Genomic DNA, 16,846 nt, shown 5'->3' with positions numbered 1-16,846 from the left:
TTCAAAGCTGACAGTTGAACACTAAGTCTTTTGTATAACTTTTATGATTTTTCAAAAAACGGTTGACTTTTTAAAACGTCTTCCTCTATAATCCTATTCAAGAACAATACAAACATCAGCACGGTAATGTGTTAAACATAATTTAATTATCTCTTATCCAGAGAGGCGGAGGGACTAGGCCCGATGAAGCCCGGCAACCAACAAACCACATTTGGTTTGGAAAGGTGCCAATTCCTACAGATCGTTTTTGATCTGAAAGATAAGAGGAGGACCAAAACCCTCTTCTTAGGAAGGGGGTTTTTCTTTTTCCCCTTATTTTTCTTCAACATAATACTTCACACCGAAATCCATTTTCATTTAAAAGTTGCATATGAGACAAGGGAAAAGTACTAACCTTTATCCCTAGTTTTCCTATAGGTTTTATTAACTTAATTTCACAAAAAACAAGGAGAGACTAACATGACAAAATCTTTTGACGGATACGATATTGAGACATTGCTTTTACACGGAGGCCAAGCGCCCGATCCAACGACAGGTTCGCGAGCAGTGCCAGTCTATCAAACTACTTCCTATGTTTTTTCAGATACCGATCACGCACAAAGTCTATTCGCACTCGATGAGCCAGGCAACATCTATAGCCGAATTGGAAACCCGACAGTGGATGTGTTTGAAAAAAGAGTAGCTCTCTTAGAAGATGGTGTTGCAGCGGTGGCCACTTCATCAGGCATGTCAGCCATCGCCCTAGCTATTCTAAATATTGCACATGCTGGTGATGAGATCGTTGCTGCTACAAATCTGTATGGCGGAACGTACAACTTATTTTCTACTACTCTACCGAAATACGGAATCAACGTAAAATTCGTTGATGCTGAAGATCCAGAGAATTTCCGAAAGGCGGTTACACCAAATACGAAGGCTTTTTTCGCTGAAACAATCGGAAACCCGAGCCTGAATGTTCTAGATATTGAAGCAGTAGCGGACATCGCGCATGAAAATGGAGTGCCGCTGCTCATTGATAACACGTTCGCGACACCATATGTAACAAAGCCCTTAAACTGGGGAGCTGATATCGTCATCCATTCGGCTACAAAATGGATCGGCGGTCATGGAACAGCAATCGGCGGAGTGGTGGTTGATGGAGGACGATTTAATTGGAACTCAGAAAAGTACCCGGGGTTCACGGAGCCTGATAGAAGCTATAACGGACTTCGATATGCAAATGATTTTGGAACGTTGGCATTTGCTACGAAACTGCGTGTCCAGTTATTACGAGATTTTGGAGCTTGCTTAAGCCCGCATAATGCTTTTCTTCTTTTACAAGGTTTAGAGACGCTGCACTTAAGAGTAGAAAAACATGCAAAAAATGCGCAGGAAGTTGCGGAGTATCTTGAGAAACATCCAGCAGTCGATTGGGTGTCCTATCCTGGGCTAACATCTCACCGAAGTCATGAACTGGCTAAAAAGTACTTAAGAAACGGCTTCGGTTCAATCGTAAACTTTGGAATTAAAGGCGGCCGCGATGCAGGCCGCAAAGTTATAAACAACATTTCTCTATGGTCACATGTTGCAAACGTGGGAGATGCTAAATCATTAATTATCCATCCTGCTTCAACAACACATCAGCAGCTAAGCGGTGAAGAGTTGCTTGCAACAGGTGTTACAGAAGAGCTCATTCGCTTATCTATCGGACTTGAATCGGTGAAAGATCTTACGAATGATCTTGATCGCGCTATACAGGTAGCAACGGGAATTGAATCGGATAAAACAGAGATCACAATCAATGATGAAGGGGTCATTCGCTGGGCATTGCAATCATCACTATACAGATCAACAGAGAACGGCCAAGAAATTCAACGGCCAAAGACACTTGCTATAGTGGGCTTAAGTTCAAACCCAGCAAGACCTAGTCACAGACTTGCAAGAAAAATGCAGCGCCTCGGATATAAGGTTGTTCCGGTTAACCCAAGAGAAACCGAAGTGCTTGATGAAAAAGCCTATCCAGATCTGAAGTCCATCCCGTTTCCAATTGACGTTGTTCAAGTGTTTAGAAGTCCTGAAGCAGCGGTTGAACTGGCGAAAGAAGCGGCTATTACTCAGCCGAAAGTGTTCTGGCTGCAAGAAGGCGTTATTTCACCAGAAGCAGCAAGGATCGCAAAAGAAGCAGGGATTGATGTTGTTCATAACAGATGTACGTACAAAGAAGCTCAGCGTTTAAGAGGAACAATTGCAACATATGCTTGTGAATTATAAATAAGTTAAACTTTGTAGCTTTTGAATGTGGTTGATTTCCGCTCCAGGTGCTCGCTTTCCGCGGGGCAGGCGGTGAGCCCCTTGCCGCTTTGCGCCTTTAAGGGTCTCACCTGACCGCTTGTCCCGCAGGAGTCTCCCACCTTGCGCTTCAATCAACTTGTCAATGATGTAAATAACAAATGACCTCTAAATCAATGCCTATTAGAAAATTTAGAAAAAGAGAGAAAAAGTGGAGGGAAACATATTATGAAGATTTGGAAAAAGGTAGCGCTTGGTCTAGGTATCGCTGGCGCATTAATGTTAGCAGGCTGTTCAAGCTCTGCAAAAGAAGGGGAAAAACCTGAGAAAATCAGATTGGATTACGCATTCTATTCACCAACAAGCTTAGCACTCAAAAAGTTCGGCTGGGCAGAAGAAACGTTTAAAAAAGAAGGCATTGAAGTGGAATGGGTTCAGAGCCAGGGAAGCAACAAAGCACTTGAGTTCTTGAATTCAGATAGTGTTGATTTCGGATCTACTGCTGGTGCTGCTGCACTTATCGCAAAAGACAAAGGAGCACCAATTGAATCGGTTTACATCTATTCACAGCCTGAATGGACAGCACTTGTTGCTAAGGATGGTTCACCGATTAAGGATGTGAAAGACCTTAAAGGTAAAAAGGTAGCGGCAACTTTCGGAACGGATCCGCACATCTTCTTACTGCGAGCTCTTGCTGATGCTGGCCTTTCTGCAAAAGACGTACAAATCGTAAATCTGCAGCACGCAGACGGTGCCAACGCCTTACTAAAAGGGCAAGTGGATGCTTGGGCCGGCTTAGATCCGCATATGGCCAGAACAGAAGTAGAATCCGGTGCACAGTACATCTACCGTAACCCTGATTTTAATACGTATGGAACGTTAAACGTACGCTCTGAGTTTGCAAAAAACCACCCGAAGCAGGTGGAACAAGTGATTGAGCTATACGAAAAAGCAAGAAAATGGACACTGGAAAATCCTGAAGAAGCAGCAAAACTTTTATCTGAAGAGGCGGGGATTAAAGAAGATGTCGCTAAAAAACAACTCGAAAGAAATAACTTCTCGGAACCTGTTCCAGGATCACAGCACGAAAAAGCTATATCGGCTGCAGGCGAAGTTCTCCAGGCAGAAGAGATTGTCAAAAAAGATACTGACGTCCAAAAGCTTGTAAGTGAACTGATCAATCCAAAATACGCAGAGAAAATAGTCAAAAAATAAAGAGTGAGAGGAGGAAGTGTCGATGATATCTGAAACACAAAAATGGAAATTGGGACAGAGAGCTTCCCCTCAAAAGCTCTCTACTTCAAAAGGATTATTTAAGATGGGCAGAGGATTTGTTTTAGGGTCCATTCTGCCGGTCATCCTTCTCATCGCTTGGGAGATTGCTGCTAAAACAGGGCTTCTTGCGCCACACCTGCTTCCGGCACCAAGCGTTATTTTAGAGAAAATTATAAGCATGTATACAGATGGTTCACTATTTGGTCACGTGTCCATCACATTGACTCGTGTCTTACTAGGATTTGCAATCGGTACAATAGCAGCAGTTGTGATTGGTGCGGTCGTTGGTTATGCCAAAACGGCAGAACAGGTCTTAGATCCATTATTTCAAGCATTCCGTTCTATTCCTTCTCTTGCTTGGGTACCGCTTTTCATTCTTTGGATGGGGATTGGAGAACCTTCAAAGATTTCATTGATAGCAGTGGGTGTGTTCTTCCCGGTGTATTTGAATATCGTGGCAGGCATTCAAGGCGTTGACCGTAAGCTGATCGAAGTAGGAAGAATTTATCAACTCACACCCTTTCAGTTAACGAAGCGCATTATCTTGCCAGCTGCATTGCCATCGTTCATCACAGGTATGCGAAGCGGACTGGGACTTGGCTGGATGTTTGTAGTAGCAGCAGAACTGATGGGAGCTAGTGAAGGATTAGGCTATCTGCTTGTTGTCGGACAGAACACGTATTCACCGGACACGGTTATTGCGAGCATACTGCTGTTTGCCATACTCGGAAAAGGTACAGATGCGTTATTGAAATGGATTGAATATCGCTCGTTAAAATGGCAGGACAGCATAAACAATCAGGTGTAGAAGGAGGGGAATAGATGCTGAATGTAAAACGATTAAAACGAACGTTTAATAACGATCAAGCGGGGTTTCATAACATTAATTTTTCTGTAGATAAAGGAGAAATCATTGGGATTTTAGGCACGAGCGGATGTGGCAAGAGCACGTTGCTACGTGTACTATCCGGACTTGATCCACATTATGAAGGCAAGATATCAAGTAATGAAGAAAGCAATGGAGTCGGTATGATGTTTCAGGAACCTCGCCTTCTGCCATGGCTATCCGTGCGCAAAAACATTTCATTCGGCTTAAAAAAAGAAGAAAGAACTTCTAATAAATATCAAACCTATTTAGACCTTGTTGGCCTTAAGGGTTTTGAAGATCATTATCCAAAAGACTTATCTGGAGGAATGGCGCAGCGGACTGCGATTGCAAGAGCGCTCATTACAGAACCAGAAGTTCTTCTTTTAGATGAACCGTTCAGTGCTCTAGATGCTTTTACAAAAATGCAGCTGCAAGATCTTCTATTATCGATCTGGCAAAAAAAGAAAACAACAATGCTCCTCGTCACGCATGACATTGACGAAGCGCTCTATCTATGTGATCGAATACTCATTTTAAAAGGTCAGCCAGGCGAGGTTTACGCTGAAGTCCTGGTCGAGAAACCAAAGCCTAGAACACGTGGAGATGCGTATCTATCCAAACTAAAAGCGCACATCTTAAATCTACTAAACGTCGAAAAGAAAGCTGCAGGTGAACCGCAATGACAAGACTAGCCACCATACAGCCAGTCGCTGGAACACACAATATTGATACAGATAGAGTCGATGTTCCTTTCTCATGGGACTTCGTAAAAGACAAATTCAACAGAAGACTAGACGGAAAAACAAACATGGCTTACGAATGTGTGGACCGTCATGTCGAAGAGGGCAGAGGAGAAAAGACGGCTCTCCATTATATAGATGATTCTGAAGAATACCGAATTAGTTACGAAGAGCTCAAGGAATCAACGGACGAATGGGCAGCGGTTCTAAAAAAGCATGGTGTGAAGAAAGGGGATTTTGTATTCGTATTCCTGCCTAAACACCCTCATTGTCACATTGCGATGCTTGCAGCCATTAAGCTAGGAGCCATTGTTGGACCTTTATTTGAAGCATTTATGTCAGATGCAGTAAGAGATCGTATCGCAGATTGTGAAGGAACGTTTTTAATTACGGATCGTGATCTTTATAAGCGAGTACCGCGTCAAGAACTGCCAAGTCTTCACACTGTGTTTTTAACAGATGGAGAAGGTGAAAATGGAGAAATCTCATTACTAGATGAGCTAAAGAACGTTGATAACACAGATTGTCTAATTGAATGGGTAGACCCGGAACATGGGTTGAACATCCACTATACGTCAGGTTCAACTGGGAAACCTAAAGGGATTATTCATGCTCATCGTGCCATGGGACAGCAATACTTAACAGGTCGCTGGGTCTTAGATATTACAGAAGATGATGTTTATTGGTGCACGGCACATCCTGGATGGGTAACAGGAACCGTTTATGGTGTGTTCGCTCCACTGTTGAACGGAGCAACGATTGTCGTTCACGGTGGCAGATTTAAAGCGGAAACGTGGTATGAAACACTGCAAAAAACAGGAGTGACCGTATGGTATAGCGCGCCTACAGCTTTTCGGATGCTGATGGCAAAAGGAAATCAGCTGCCTCTGGACTATGATCTATCAAAGCTCCGTCACATCTTGAGTGTGGGAGAGCCGTTGAATCCTGAAGTAATTTATTGGGGAAAGAATATACTTGGAAAAAGAATTCATGATACGTGGTGGATGACTGAAACGGGTGCACAGCTGATCGTCAACCTGCCGACCGAACCGATCAAACCGGGTTCAATGGGTAAAGCATTTCCGGGCATTTCAGTTTCGGTATTGGATGAAGACGGGAAAGAATTGCCACCTTATTCAGTCGGTCATTTAGCAATTAAAGCACCATGGCCAGCCATTATGAGAGAGGTTTGGCAAAATCCTGAAAAGTATAACTCCTATTTTAGCTGGGGTGAATGGTATGTTTCAGGAGATCTTGCCTATCAGGACGAAGATGGATATATCTTTTTCCAAGGACGATCAGATGACATGATCAATTCTTCAGGAGAAAGAATCGGGCCTTTTGAAGTGGAAAGCAAATTAATTGAACATAAAGCTGTGGCAGAAGCGGGAGTCATAGGAAAACCAGATCCCATCCGCGGTGAGATCGTTAAAGCTTTTATTGTTTTAAAAGAGGGATACACACCAAGCAGTGAGCTTTTGGAAGAAATCCGCATCTTTGTCAGAGGTGAGCTTGCAGCACATGCTGCTCCTAGGGAGATCGAAGTGGTAGAAGAACTGCCAAAAACAAAGATCAGCGGAAAAATTTTGCGAAGAGAGCTGAAAGCCCGTGAGTTACAAAAACTTGCTTGAAACCACGAGAAAAATAGGTAAGGTGAGGATCGGGGAATTTGCTTTAGAGTCAGGCAAAGTTATTCGAGATGCGGAACTCGCTTATGAAAAAACAGGGAACACAAGCGGGCCTGTCATCCTGCTTTGCCACGCTTTGACGGGAAATCAGTACGCGTTTGGGTCAGAAGAAGATCCTGGCTGGTGGAGAGGATTGATTGGTCCCGATCAATACATCGATACCAATCAATTTCAAGTCATTACTTTTAATGTTCTAGGAGGATGCAGCGGTTCAACAGGTCCAAAAAAGACCAACGCTGAAACGGGAGAATCTTATGGCAAGTCGTTTCCTTTTGTAACGGTTAGAGACATGGTGCGAGCACAGCGACAAGCACTCGGAATTTTAGGAATTCCTAGGCTTCTGGCCGTGATGGGTGGATCGTTAGGAGGGATGCAAGCCTTAGAATGGGCTGTTCAGTTTCCGTATTTTTTAGAAAAAGTATTTGTTTTTGCTGCTACCCCGTATTTAAGTGATTATGGCGTGGCCTTTAATAGACTTGCACTTCACGCGATTGAGAGTGATCCAGTATATAAAAGCGGTAATTACGATGGTAGCGAAAGGTTAAAAGGATTGGAGATTGCAAGAATGGCAGGGTTATTAACGTATCGCCAGCCTAAACTATTCAACGATCGTTTTAATCGGGAAGTGAAGGATATGGATGATGAAGGAAAGCCGTTCTTCCAAGTAGATTCCTACCTTACGTATCAGGGAGAGAAGCTGACCAAACGGTTTAATATCGACAGCTATGTTGCTCTTCTATATGCCATGAACGCTCACGATATTGGGGATAGACTTGGAGGATGGGAGCGTGCAGCATCGCAAATTCAAGCTGAAGTGCATGCGTTTGGTTATGAAGGTGATCTGCTATATCCTCCAGAAGCGATTGAGGATTTTGTAAAACATACGAGATTTGGAACGTATTATTCGATTCAAACAGACTTTGGTCATGATGGATTTTTAGTTGAATTTGAAAAATGGGGACCTTATGTGAAGGAAGCATTGAGACAAGAAAGGAGGCTGCAATATGGCACCTATTAAAGCGGCGTTGCTCGGGTTTGGAACCGTCGGCCAAGGTGTATATGAAGCACTGAAAACACATAGTGAACAGCTTAAGGCAGTTTTGGGTGAAGAGGTTGTGATTGAAGGAATCCTTGTAAAAGACGGATCAAAAAAACGTGATGTGGATGAACATGTTACAGTAACAACAGACTTTGAAGAGATCCTGGCAATTGAGGGACTGCAGATCGTGTTTGAAGCGATTGTAGGAGAAGAGCCTGGCTTTACTTACTTGAGCCGTGCCCTTGAAAAAGGGTGCCATGTTATCACAGCGAACAAAGTGATGTTTGCGAGATATGGAAGGACATTGCTGGATAAGGCGGAACAGCTAGAACGCTTCGTTGGTTTTGAGGCAACAACGGCTGGTGGGACACCAATTATCCGCAGCATCGCACAGCTGCTGCAAGTAAATGAAATTCATTCCGTTGAAGCTATCCTTAATGGCACCTCCAACTATATTTTAACGAATATGAGGGAAAAGGGATTAGCATTCCATGATGTCTTGAACTCTGCACAGAAGCTCGGGTATGCAGAAGCTGACCCTGCAAGTGATGTAGAAGGTTATGATGCTTTTTATAAGTTAATGATCCTTAGCGAGTTGTCGTTTGGTGAGACGCCAGAATGGGATGACGTTGAACGTAAAGGAATAACAGAAGTAACCTCAGAGCAGATCTCAGTATTCAAGGACTGGGGCTATAAGGTAAAGCATTTGGCGCGGATCCGACGTGACCGCGACCAATTCATTTCTTCTGTCAAACCTGTATTGGTTGATGCAGCTCACCCTTTGTATGGGGTAGAAGATGTTCAAAATGCGATCATGGTTGAAACAAGTCTTGCGGGTAAAGTAACGGTTCAAGGAGCAGGGGCAGGAAAACTTCCAACGGCAAGCGCAATGGTGGAAGACTTGACCTATGTGCTTCAATCTAGTTCTTCATTCGTTAAAAAGAAAAAATCAGCCTCTATTGCAGCAGCCGTGAGCAGTGAGAATGCAGACTCTACGTTAGTTGGAGAATACGTTGTCATAGGCTCTTCTGTAGGATTTCATGGAACAGATGAAGTAGAGATCTTAAAACAAGAAGTAAAAGGTGATACCGTATATTTGCTGATTAAATGTCAAGTGAATACAGCTTCTTTGTTAGAGGGAAATCCGGACCTTGTTGTTTATGAAGTCGCAGGAAAGGTAAAGAAGGCAGAGGGAAGGGCTGAGCAGAAGGATCTGCTGTTGAAAAAAGTAATAAATTTATAGGTTGATAGAAGCAGTTTCATCAAGTGGATTAGACGAACATTGCAGAGTGGCTCCTGCGATGTTTTTTTGTGTAGGTTTCGTCGTGAGCGATCATAAAAGTTCGTGAGCGAGCAAAAACCCCGCGAACGAGCAAATAAACTATAAAGACCTGCCCTCAAATGAGTGCAGGCCTTTTTTCTCTCTCTAGTTTCTCTCTCTGTTATCATACGAGGGGTTGTTAAAGCAAAAGGTTTTAACGCAATTGATTACATGGATAGATCAGCGCTTTTATTTCCACTCAGGAAATGAACTGATTAGCACCAGCCGTGTCCGCCGCCGTAACCACCGCACCAACAGCACCCAACGATGATTAACAAGATAAATAGCACAACGATTAGAGCGAAACTGTTTCCGTACTTATATCCCATTTAACCCACCTCCTTCTTTACAATGACAGAATATTAGCGGTACAAGTTAAAGGTTTGGGCGAAATTAGCCCATTTTTTCGGGACAAGAGCGGATAGGGCATTTTAACTATGGATGTATTTACCAAATTAATAATTTCTGTATAATTACTCTAAAAGGGGAGGGAACTTTACATGTACGCTATAATCGGATATCTAGATTTTGAATCAGAAAAGAAACTATGTGATTTAAGGGAAGGGATGAAGAGCCTGGGGATTGTAGGTCATGGCATGAGACCGCACGTTACTCTCGCTACACATCCAGAGGTAGAGATCGAAACGTTTAAACGTGATTTGAAAAATTACTTTGAACATACGTCAGCTTTGCCTTTATTTTTTCCATCGTTAAGTATATTTTTGAACAGTGGAACATTATATGCCGCACCTACTAAAAATGAGGTTCTGACAGGTTTTCATCAGCGATATCATGAACAGTTTAAGAAGTATGTAGACCCTAAATCTTTGTATGCTCCTTCTAATTGGGTTCCTCATTGTACGATTGTAATGGACTTATCACATGAAGATTTAGTAGAGGCGTTTGCCTATTCTGCACGAAACCTGCAGCCTTTTCATGCTACACTTGACAGCATCGCATTAATTAAACTTCAGTATGAAGCAGATGTTTGTACGAGTGTAAAAGATATATTGACGGTAAATCTGAATAAGGGACATGATTTGATATCGGATGATGTTTGAAAGTGAATACAGTATGGTTATACATATAATAGCGAAACAGAAAGGAATTATTGTAGATGTGGAAAGAATTTAAAACATTTATTATGCGCGGCAACGTGATGGATCTAGCCATTGGAGTCATTATTGGAGCCGCGTTCAGTAAAATCGTCACTTCACTCGTTGATGATGTTATCATGCCGCCAATTGGTTTGCTGCTAGGAAAAGTGGATTTTAGCAATCTCTACATAAACTTGGGAAAAGGGGATTATTCCTCATTAGCTGATGCTCAAAAAGCTGGGGCTGCCACACTAAACTATGGCCTTTTTATCAATACACTTATCAACTTTCTGATTATTGCACTTGTTATATTTCTTGTGGTGAAGCAGATCAACCGCCTTAAGAAAAAGGAAGAAGTGAAAGAACCGGATACAAAAGAATGCAAGTTTTGCTTATCCAAAATCCCATTGAGAGCAGTGAAATGCCAAAACTGTACAGCAGATTTAAACGATAATGCCGTTCTGAAACAGTCCTCTGAGTAAGAGGGCTGTTTTTGTTATCAATTAAATCATACATCTATCATGTTTTTACCATAGACGTAATTACAATAAATGGTTATTTTAAGAAAAAAAGAATAGAGGTAGTTTCTATGGGGAATTTTCGAAAAGTTACGTGGTTATTGACAGGGTTATTTTTAGCTGTATTCTCTTTACTATTGGGACCTGACCTATGGGTGAAATTTCAAGCGAGTCAGCAAGCAACACAGTTTTTAAAGCATGCTGCAAATCAAGATTTTGAAAAAGCGTTTGATCACGTTTATTTTTATAATGGAGCTTATGATGAAGATGTAACAATTGAAGAGAACAGCGCAAGAAGCAGCTGGGTAAGCCGTAATAAAAAACTGTTTATCGAAGGGACTTACCTGAAATCATACGCTCATTTAAGTATACGAATGGATGACGGCTGGCCTAATGGGACTGTTGACATTGTTATGATGGAAAAAGGAAAAGAGAAGCACTATCCAAACGTATACATTTCTTTTAATAAAAAGAATAAGTGGCAGGTAGGCATGCTTCAATCCTTTCAAGAAAAAGATTGGGAAAAACCGTATAGCGGGCATGTTGTACAATAAAAAAAGCTAATCCAGTAGGATCAGCTTTTTTCTTCGTCTATTTTTTGATAAGTCCAATTTCAACGAGACGCTCGTATAAGAAGTCACTAGCTGTAATCGGCGGGTATTTCTCTGGGTTGTCTGCAGAAATACATGATGGAATGGTTTCGAGCAACGAGTTCGGGTAAGGGTGCACGAAGAAAGGCATAGAGTAACGAGATGTATTCTCGCCTTCAGGGTTTACCACTCGGTGTGTTGTTGCAGGAATCACTTCATTCGTAATGCGTGAAAGCATGTCACCAGCGTCAACGATAATCTGTCCTTTTTCAGCTTTAACCGGTACCCATTCTCCTTCACGTGTAAGAAGCTCAAGACCAGAAGCTGTTGATTCTACTAAAAGTGTGATCAAGTTGATGTCTTCGTGTTCACCTGCACGAATGGCACCTTTATCCATAGAATCATCAAGCGGCGGGTAGTGAATGGCACGAAGGATGCTGTTGCCGTCTTGGATCATGTCTGCGAAAAATCTCGGACGCAGATCCATTTGAATCGCTAGTGCTTCAAGCATGTTGCGAGCAACACGCTCAAGTTCACGATAGAAGTTCAACGCGTACTGGCGAAGTTCAGCAACTTCCTCAGGCCATACATTTGCAGCATAATCACTGGAAAGCGGGTGGCCGACTGGAAGCTCTTGACCCACATGGAAAAACTCTTTTAAGTCTCCAACTTTACGATTCTTCGCATGCTCTTTCCCGAAACCAGTGTATCCACGTGCACCGCCTTCAACACCCTCATACTTTGCTTTAATAGCTGTATCAAGAGTAAAGAACTTCTCCCATAGTTCATAGTTCTTTTCAATCAGATGTGTATTCACACCATGACCTTCTAAAATGATGAAGCCCGTTTCTTTTAAACCTGCTTCAAATTGAACAGCAAATTCTTTTCGCTGCTGGGATGTACCATGTGTAAAGTTTTTTAAGTTTAGTGTTTTTACGAGTGAAGCAGATAAAGTAGACATATTGTATAGCCCCCTAGACTTTTATGTAATCGCTTTCAAACTCTTTACATTTTATCATAAAAGTTTTCTATGACAATAACTATTTAGAGGAATAGTACTTATGCTTAACTAAAGTACGATGAAAATGAAAGATAATGGAAGGGGATGGCGGGATTATTTAGCTTATATGCTACAATGAAGTCATTATTTCAGGTTGTTTCTAAAGGAGTTTTTTTAAAAAATCTTTTTTTATTGTCCTCTTTGAACAGTTGGTTGTAGTGTAAGGTGTGAGACTCCTGCGGGACAGGCGGGCAGTCCGAAATGTGGAAGTGGCTCGTTCAGCCCCGACAAGCAAAAGGTGAATGGGCTAGGAAGGCGCACTTTGCCTTCATGACCATTTAGCTTTTGACCTCGAGGGGCTAGCCACTGCAACTAGACAGGTGAGACACTTATACGTAAAGCGTACGAATGTGGCTCACCGCCTGCCCCGCGGAAAGCGAGCAGCCTGAAACGGAAATCAACTACTTTCAATAGCAACAATGAATACGAACAGCCTTATTTTAAATGAAAATCGGCAGGTGATTTTATGACTTTTTCTGTGAAACTCTCTGTTCGATCGCTAGTTGAATATGTTTTTCGATCAGGGAGTATTGAATCTGGATTTAAGTCGACCTCCTCTTTAATTGAAGGGACTAAAGCCCATCAAACGATACAAAAAACATATGAAGAAGCGGATGCAGCAGAGGTGTTTCTGCAAACTAGCTATCTACATGAGGATATGGAATACATGATAGAGGGACGCTGTGACGGTCTTCTATTGCGTGATGAATCCGTTACAATCGATGAAATCAAATCAACCGCTCGGAATTTAAACGAGATTACGAGAGAATCCTATCCTGTTCACTGGGCTCAAGCGAAAGTCTATGCCTACATATACATGGAAAGAGAAGACAAAGACAAAGTAACCGTACAGCTCACATATGTTCAGGTCGATTCGGGCGAACAAAAGAGGTTTCAGGAAGATGTAACCTTTCAGGAGCTTGAGGATTTTATGCTTCAGCTTGTGAAAAGCTATGCTCCATATGCGAAGCTAAGACTGCATAATCTGCAAAAAAGAAATGACAGTATTCGGGATTTAGCTTTTCCCTTCGCTGCATACCGAAACGGACAGCGTAACTTTGCTGGTGCTGTCTATAAAACGATCGCTGATAAAAAGACACTTTTTGCGAATGCACCAACAGGTACCGGTAAGACGATTTCGACACTTTTTCCTGCCGTCAAAGCCATTGGAGAGGAAAAAGCAGAGAAAATCTTTTATTTAACAGCTAAAACGCTCAATCGTAAGAATGCTGAGGAAGCGCTATTGTTAATGAAGAAGAAAGGATTGTTTCTGCAAAGTACGACCATCACCGCAAAAGAGAAGGTGTGCTTCAAAGAGGAAACACGCTGTGAATCGGCGTATTGTGAGTTTGCTGATGGATATTATGACAGAATCAACGGCGCTGTGCTTGATATCTTGAAGAACGAGACGGTTATGGATCGCATCGTTATTTCGGACTATGCTCAAAAGCATAAAGTGTGTCCGTTCGAGTTTTCAATTGATCTTGCCTATGCTGCAGACGCTGTGATCTGTGATTATAACTACGTATTCGATCCTCGTGTCTCTTTTAAACGCTTGTTTGAAGAACAGAAAAAGCGTACCGTACTCTTGATGGACGAAGCTCATAATTTAGTGGATCGGGCGCGCGGCATGTATTCAGCCGAGATTATAAAATCTTCTTTTTTGCAGCTTTCCCGTGATTTTAAAGGAAAGCATGATGGGGTTTGGAGAACAGCTAAAGCAGTAAATGATGAACTTTTGAAATTGAAAAAAGAACATGGAGAAAAAGAAGTCGCTGTGTCTGATATGCCAGAAGAGCTAGTGGGATGTCTCGAGGCATTTATGGTCCAAGCTGAACAGCTGCTAGCCAGCGGGGATAGTGACGAGCGTTTGTTGGAAACCTTTTTTGAAGCACTTCAATGGGTGAAGATCACTCAATTTTATGATGAACGATTTGTTACGTTCATCTCTGTTTTCAAGAGTGAAGTGAGTATTCGTTTGTTCTGTATGGATCCGTCAAAGCTGCTTTTTCAAACAGGTAAGAAGTACGGTTCACGTATCTTTTTCTCGGCAACGCTCTCACCGCTTTCTTATTTTCGTGAAATGCTTGGAGGAGAGGAAGAAGATTATGTAATTCGGATGCCTTCTCCTTATGAAATGGATCAGCTTGATGTTTTCGTTCAGCCACTTTCAACACGTTATAAAGATCGTGAACAATCCATAGAGCCTATAGCAGAAATGCTTATGGATCTATCAGATAAACGGCCAGGTAACTATCTTGTCTTTTTCCCATCATACAGATATATGACGGATGTCTATGAACGGTTGTTAGAAAAGGATCCGCCATTTCATCCTATTGTTCAGCATCCAGGTATGACAGAGGAAGAACGAGAAACGTTTTTAGCTCATTTTGATTCTGTAGAGGAGAAATCTCTTGTGGGATTCGCTGTAATGGGTGGAATCTTCTCAGAAGGAATCGATTTAAAAGGGGACAAGCTCACCGGTGCAGTGATTGTAGGGGTTGGACTTCCGCAAGTTGGATTAGAACGTGATACGATGAAGAATTATTTCCAGAGTGCGGGCAAGAACGGTTATGACTTTGCGTATGTGTATCCTGGAATGAACAAAGTACTTCAAGCTGGCGGACGCGTAATCCGATCAGAAGAGGACCGGGGGACGCTCGTTCTCGTTGATGACCGATTTTTGACAAGGAAGTATGTGGAGATGCTGCCAGAGGAATGGAGTGATTTTGTGGTGTTGGATAGATAATTAGTTATGTGGAATTGTCGAAAAGCCTATAAAATATTTTGAGGGCCTATAAATAAATTTGAAGGACTATAAAATAATTTAAAGGCCCATAAAAAATTTTGAAGGACTAAAAATTCATAACAAGGGCCTATAAAAGATTTCCAACAGTTTATCGTCAGCCTAGAAAATGGGTTTATACATAAAAACACTTGGAGACCCGCTCCAAGTGTTTCTTTTTATCGTTTAAACAGCCCTGCATTTAAAAAAGGCACTCCAAATGTATCAGCAGGCTGTGTAATTTCTTTCATCTTCCGCAATTCGATCTCTGTAAACTCAGAAAAAACTTCCCGCATCCGTTCAAACGTGTAGCCAAGACCTCCTTGCATCGAGCGATCCCTATAAACATCCTTGTCAGGGATATCCAACCCCATTCCAACCGCGTCAAAGCAAGTAATGGCAAAATGTCCGCCATCTTTTAAACAGTTGTTTAATAGATTCAAATAGCTAACACGTCTATGAGGGGGAACGTGGTGAAAGCAGCCTGAATCATAGATTAAGTCATAATCATGAAGAGGCAGATCCAGCTTAAAGATGTTACCTTGTATAAAGTTCACATCCATTCCTTTTTCAGAGGCGCGTTCACGAGCCCAATCTAGACCTTCACTAGAGAGATCTACCGCATCTACTTCAAATCCCAGCTGCGCAAGAAAGATTGCATTGCGTCCGGGTCCGCAGCCGAGTTCTAATACGCGGCCAGGCTGAATCCATCCACGCTCCACATAGTTCACTAGATTTTCATCAGGTGCATCCACAAAAAAAGGAATCTTTTTATTTCGATCTTCATAAAAAGAGTTCCAGAAGGTGCCTTCATTACGCAAGAGAGAGTCTAGCATGTCGTAAATATGTTCATTTTTCGTAATCAAATCTGTCAAAACATCTTCCGCCTTTCTATTAAAAAATAGCGATCTGACTGACTGGATAGCATACCTCTATTTTACCAAAAAATAGCTTATAATAGAGGTGTTCAGACTAAAAAAAGAGGTGAGGAAATTGACAAAAACAGCGGATATTACGTTAAAAAAAGCAGGTTCTGAAGATGTTTCAGGAATTGCCAGAGTATGCCGAGAAGGATGGAGAGCAACGTACGGTTATTTAGGAGACGAAGCGTATGTAAACAAAGTGATAGAAGAGTACTATAACGAGGATCGTATCTTAAAAGAAGTGACGGAGTTCAGCGATTATTGGCACGGTTATTTTGTGGCGAAAGAAAATGATCAAGTGGTGGGAGCAATCGGCGGGGGAACGACAGGAGAAGAAACAGGAGAGATCTTTGTGTTTTACATGGATCCAAACAAGCGTAACATCGGAATAGGAAGTCAGCTTTTAAACTACTACACAGACTATCAAAAAAGTTTAGGGATAAAGAAACAGTGGCTGTCTGCTCAGAAAGATAACGAAAAAGGCATTCCATTTTATGAGGCAAAAGGATTTGTTAAACAATCAGAAAAGGTTAGCGAAGGCAGCGATAAATACATATCTATTCGATACATGCGAGAAATATAAAAAGCCCCTCAATGGAGGAGCTTTTTTTGCTTGACTATTATTGCATTGAAAGTAGTTAATTTCCGCTCCAGGTGCTTCGCTTTCCGCGGGG

16 protein-coding genes and 1 riboswitch are annotated in these 16,846 nt (G+C 42.0%); of the genes, 12 read left to right on the top strand and 4 right to left on the bottom strand.

All coding sequences use genetic code 11. From position 1 onward, the window contains the following. Positions 1-150 precede the first annotated feature (150 nt). Positions 151-266: riboswitch (SAM riboswitch) on the top strand. Positions 267-459: 193 nt separating this feature from the next. Next, positions 460-2,250, top strand: coding sequence for a PLP-dependent aspartate aminotransferase family protein (locus QUF49_RS16250; protein WP_289496710.1), 1,791 nt, complete (start codon positions 460-462; stop codon positions 2,248-2,250). On the opposite strand, the gene QUF49_RS16245 is transcribed toward QUF49_RS16250, so the two are convergent. Then, positions 2,245-2,406, bottom strand: coding sequence for a hypothetical protein (locus tag QUF49_RS16245; RefSeq protein ID WP_289496709.1), 162 nt, complete (start codon positions 2,404-2,406; stop codon positions 2,245-2,247). The two genes, QUF49_RS16250 and QUF49_RS16245, sit on opposite strands and share 6 nt — an antisense overlap. Positions 2,407-2,496: 90 nt before the next feature. Here QUF49_RS16245 and QUF49_RS16240 point away from each other — a divergent pair, with 90 nt between their 5' ends. The 6 genes from QUF49_RS16240 to QUF49_RS16215 are packed head-to-tail and all read left to right on the top strand — an operon-like array spanning position 2,497 to position 9,121. Continuing rightward, positions 2,497-3,483: an aliphatic sulfonate ABC transporter substrate-binding protein gene (locus QUF49_RS16240; protein ID WP_289496708.1), complete on the top strand. Its 987-nt coding sequence runs from the start codon at positions 2,497-2,499 to the stop codon at positions 3,481-3,483. 22 nt (positions 3,484-3,505) lie between these two features. Then, the gene (locus QUF49_RS16235; protein WP_425590475.1) at positions 3,506-4,351 is read left to right on the top strand and encodes an ABC transporter permease; all 846 of its coding nucleotides are present in this window, start codon (positions 3,506-3,508) and stop codon (positions 4,349-4,351) included. Positions 4,352-4,365: 14 nt separating this feature from the next. After that, positions 4,366-5,094 (top strand): ABC transporter ATP-binding protein, encoded by a 729-nt coding sequence (locus QUF49_RS16230; RefSeq protein ID WP_289496707.1) that lies wholly within the window; start codon positions 4,366-4,368, stop codon positions 5,092-5,094. Beyond that, on the top strand, positions 5,091-6,782 hold the full coding sequence (acsA, locus tag QUF49_RS16225; RefSeq protein ID WP_289496706.1) for an acetate--CoA ligase: 1,692 nt from the start codon (positions 5,091-5,093) through the stop codon (positions 6,780-6,782). The genes QUF49_RS16230 and acsA overlap by 4 nt, the downstream gene beginning before the upstream one ends. Before the next feature lie 22 nt (positions 6,783-6,804). Then, positions 6,805-7,857 carry a homoserine O-acetyltransferase MetX gene (gene metX / locus QUF49_RS16220; RefSeq protein WP_289496705.1) on the top strand — a complete coding sequence of 351 codons (1,053 nt, stop codon included), beginning with the start codon at positions 6,805-6,807 and terminating at the stop codon, positions 7,855-7,857. After that, on the top strand, positions 7,844-9,121 hold the full coding sequence (locus QUF49_RS16215; protein WP_289496704.1) for a homoserine dehydrogenase: 1,278 nt from the start codon (positions 7,844-7,846) through the stop codon (positions 9,119-9,121). Before metX ends, QUF49_RS16215 begins: the two co-directional genes overlap by 14 nt. 293 nt (positions 9,122-9,414) lie before the next feature. Here the strand turns inward: QUF49_RS16215 and QUF49_RS16210 are convergent, their stop codons facing one another. Further along, positions 9,415-9,528: a YjcZ family sporulation protein gene (locus QUF49_RS16210; RefSeq protein ID WP_289496703.1), complete on the bottom strand. Its 114-nt coding sequence runs from the start codon at positions 9,526-9,528 to the stop codon at positions 9,415-9,417. A gap of 171 nt (positions 9,529-9,699) precedes the next feature. Here QUF49_RS16210 and QUF49_RS16205 point away from each other — a divergent pair, with 171 nt between their 5' ends. From QUF49_RS16205 to QUF49_RS16195, 3 genes are all read left to right on the top strand, one after another. After that, on the top strand, positions 9,700-10,260 hold the full coding sequence (locus tag QUF49_RS16205) for a 2'-5' RNA ligase family protein (RefSeq protein ID WP_289496702.1): 561 nt from the start codon (positions 9,700-9,702) through the stop codon (positions 10,258-10,260). A gap of 56 nt (positions 10,261-10,316) precedes the next feature. Then, on the top strand, positions 10,317-10,778 hold the full coding sequence (mscL, locus tag QUF49_RS16200; RefSeq protein WP_289496701.1) for a large conductance mechanosensitive channel protein MscL: 462 nt from the start codon (positions 10,317-10,319) through the stop codon (positions 10,776-10,778). 107 nt (positions 10,779-10,885) lie between these two features. Next, positions 10,886-11,368 (top strand): hypothetical protein, encoded by a 483-nt coding sequence (locus tag QUF49_RS16195; protein ID WP_289496700.1) that lies wholly within the window; start codon positions 10,886-10,888, stop codon positions 11,366-11,368. A gap of 37 nt (positions 11,369-11,405) precedes the next feature. Here QUF49_RS16195 and QUF49_RS16190 read toward each other — a convergent pair whose 3' ends face one another. Continuing rightward, a complete protein-coding gene (locus QUF49_RS16190) occupies positions 11,406-12,365 on the bottom strand; it encodes an isopenicillin N synthase family dioxygenase (RefSeq protein WP_289496698.1) in 960 nt (319 codons plus the stop codon). Positions 12,366-12,930: 565 nt separating this feature from the next. On the opposite strand from QUF49_RS16190, the gene QUF49_RS16185 reads away from it, so the two are divergent. Next, positions 12,931-15,213, top strand: a complete 2,283-nt coding sequence (locus QUF49_RS16185) for an ATP-dependent DNA helicase (RefSeq protein WP_289496696.1) — start codon at positions 12,931-12,933, stop codon at positions 15,211-15,213. A 215-nt stretch (positions 15,214-15,428) separates the two neighbouring features. Here the strand turns inward: QUF49_RS16185 and QUF49_RS16180 are convergent, their stop codons facing one another. Next, positions 15,429-16,124 carry a class I SAM-dependent methyltransferase gene (locus tag QUF49_RS16180; RefSeq protein WP_425590474.1) on the bottom strand — a complete coding sequence of 232 codons (696 nt, stop codon included), beginning with the start codon at positions 16,122-16,124 and terminating at the stop codon, positions 15,429-15,431. Between the two features lie 118 nt (positions 16,125-16,242). Here QUF49_RS16180 and QUF49_RS16175 point away from each other — a divergent pair, with 118 nt between their 5' ends. Beyond that, positions 16,243-16,755 carry a GNAT family N-acetyltransferase gene (locus QUF49_RS16175; RefSeq protein WP_289496695.1) on the top strand — a complete coding sequence of 171 codons (513 nt, stop codon included), beginning with the start codon at positions 16,243-16,245 and terminating at the stop codon, positions 16,753-16,755. Positions 16,756-16,846 lie beyond the last annotated feature (91 nt).

Origin of the sequence: Fictibacillus sp. b24, assembly GCF_030348825.1 — a bacterium.
In the GTDB taxonomy this organism is placed as follows: domain Bacteria; phylum Bacillota; class Bacilli; order Bacillales; family Fictibacillaceae; genus Fictibacillus.
This window is presented reverse-complemented; position numbering and strand designations above follow the sequence as displayed.

Bases quoted from the DNA above. Each gene is read 5' to 3' on its own strand.
- QUF49_RS16215 (WP_289496704.1), top strand. From the start codon at position 7,844: ATGGCACCTATTAAAGCGGCGTTGCTCGGGTTTGGAACCGTCGGCCAA.
- QUF49_RS16205 (WP_289496702.1), top strand. From the start codon at position 9,700: ATGTACGCTATAATCGGATATCTAGATTTTGAATCAGAAAAGAAACTA.
- QUF49_RS16235 (WP_425590475.1), top strand. From the start codon at position 3,506: ATGATATCTGAAACACAAAAATGGAAATTGGGACAGAGAGCTTCCCCT.
- QUF49_RS16190 (WP_289496698.1), bottom strand. From the start codon at position 12,365: ATGTCTACTTTATCTGCTTCACTCGTAAAAACACTAAACTTAAAAAAC.
- QUF49_RS16210 (WP_289496703.1), bottom strand. From the start codon at position 9,528: ATGGGATATAAGTACGGAAACAGTTTCGCTCTAATCGTTGTGCTATTT.
- mscL (WP_289496701.1), top strand. From the start codon at position 10,317: ATGTGGAAAGAATTTAAAACATTTATTATGCGCGGCAACGTGATGGAT.
- acsA (WP_289496706.1), top strand. From the start codon at position 5,091: ATGACAAGACTAGCCACCATACAGCCAGTCGCTGGAACACACAATATT.
- QUF49_RS16230 (WP_289496707.1), top strand. From the start codon at position 4,366: ATGCTGAATGTAAAACGATTAAAACGAACGTTTAATAACGATCAAGCG.
- QUF49_RS16240 (WP_289496708.1), top strand. From the start codon at position 2,497: ATGAAGATTTGGAAAAAGGTAGCGCTTGGTCTAGGTATCGCTGGCGCA.
- QUF49_RS16185 (WP_289496696.1), top strand. From the start codon at position 12,931: ATGACTTTTTCTGTGAAACTCTCTGTTCGATCGCTAGTTGAATATGTT.
- QUF49_RS16195 (WP_289496700.1), top strand. From the start codon at position 10,886: ATGGGGAATTTTCGAAAAGTTACGTGGTTATTGACAGGGTTATTTTTA.
- QUF49_RS16250 (WP_289496710.1), top strand. From the start codon at position 460: ATGACAAAATCTTTTGACGGATACGATATTGAGACATTGCTTTTACAC.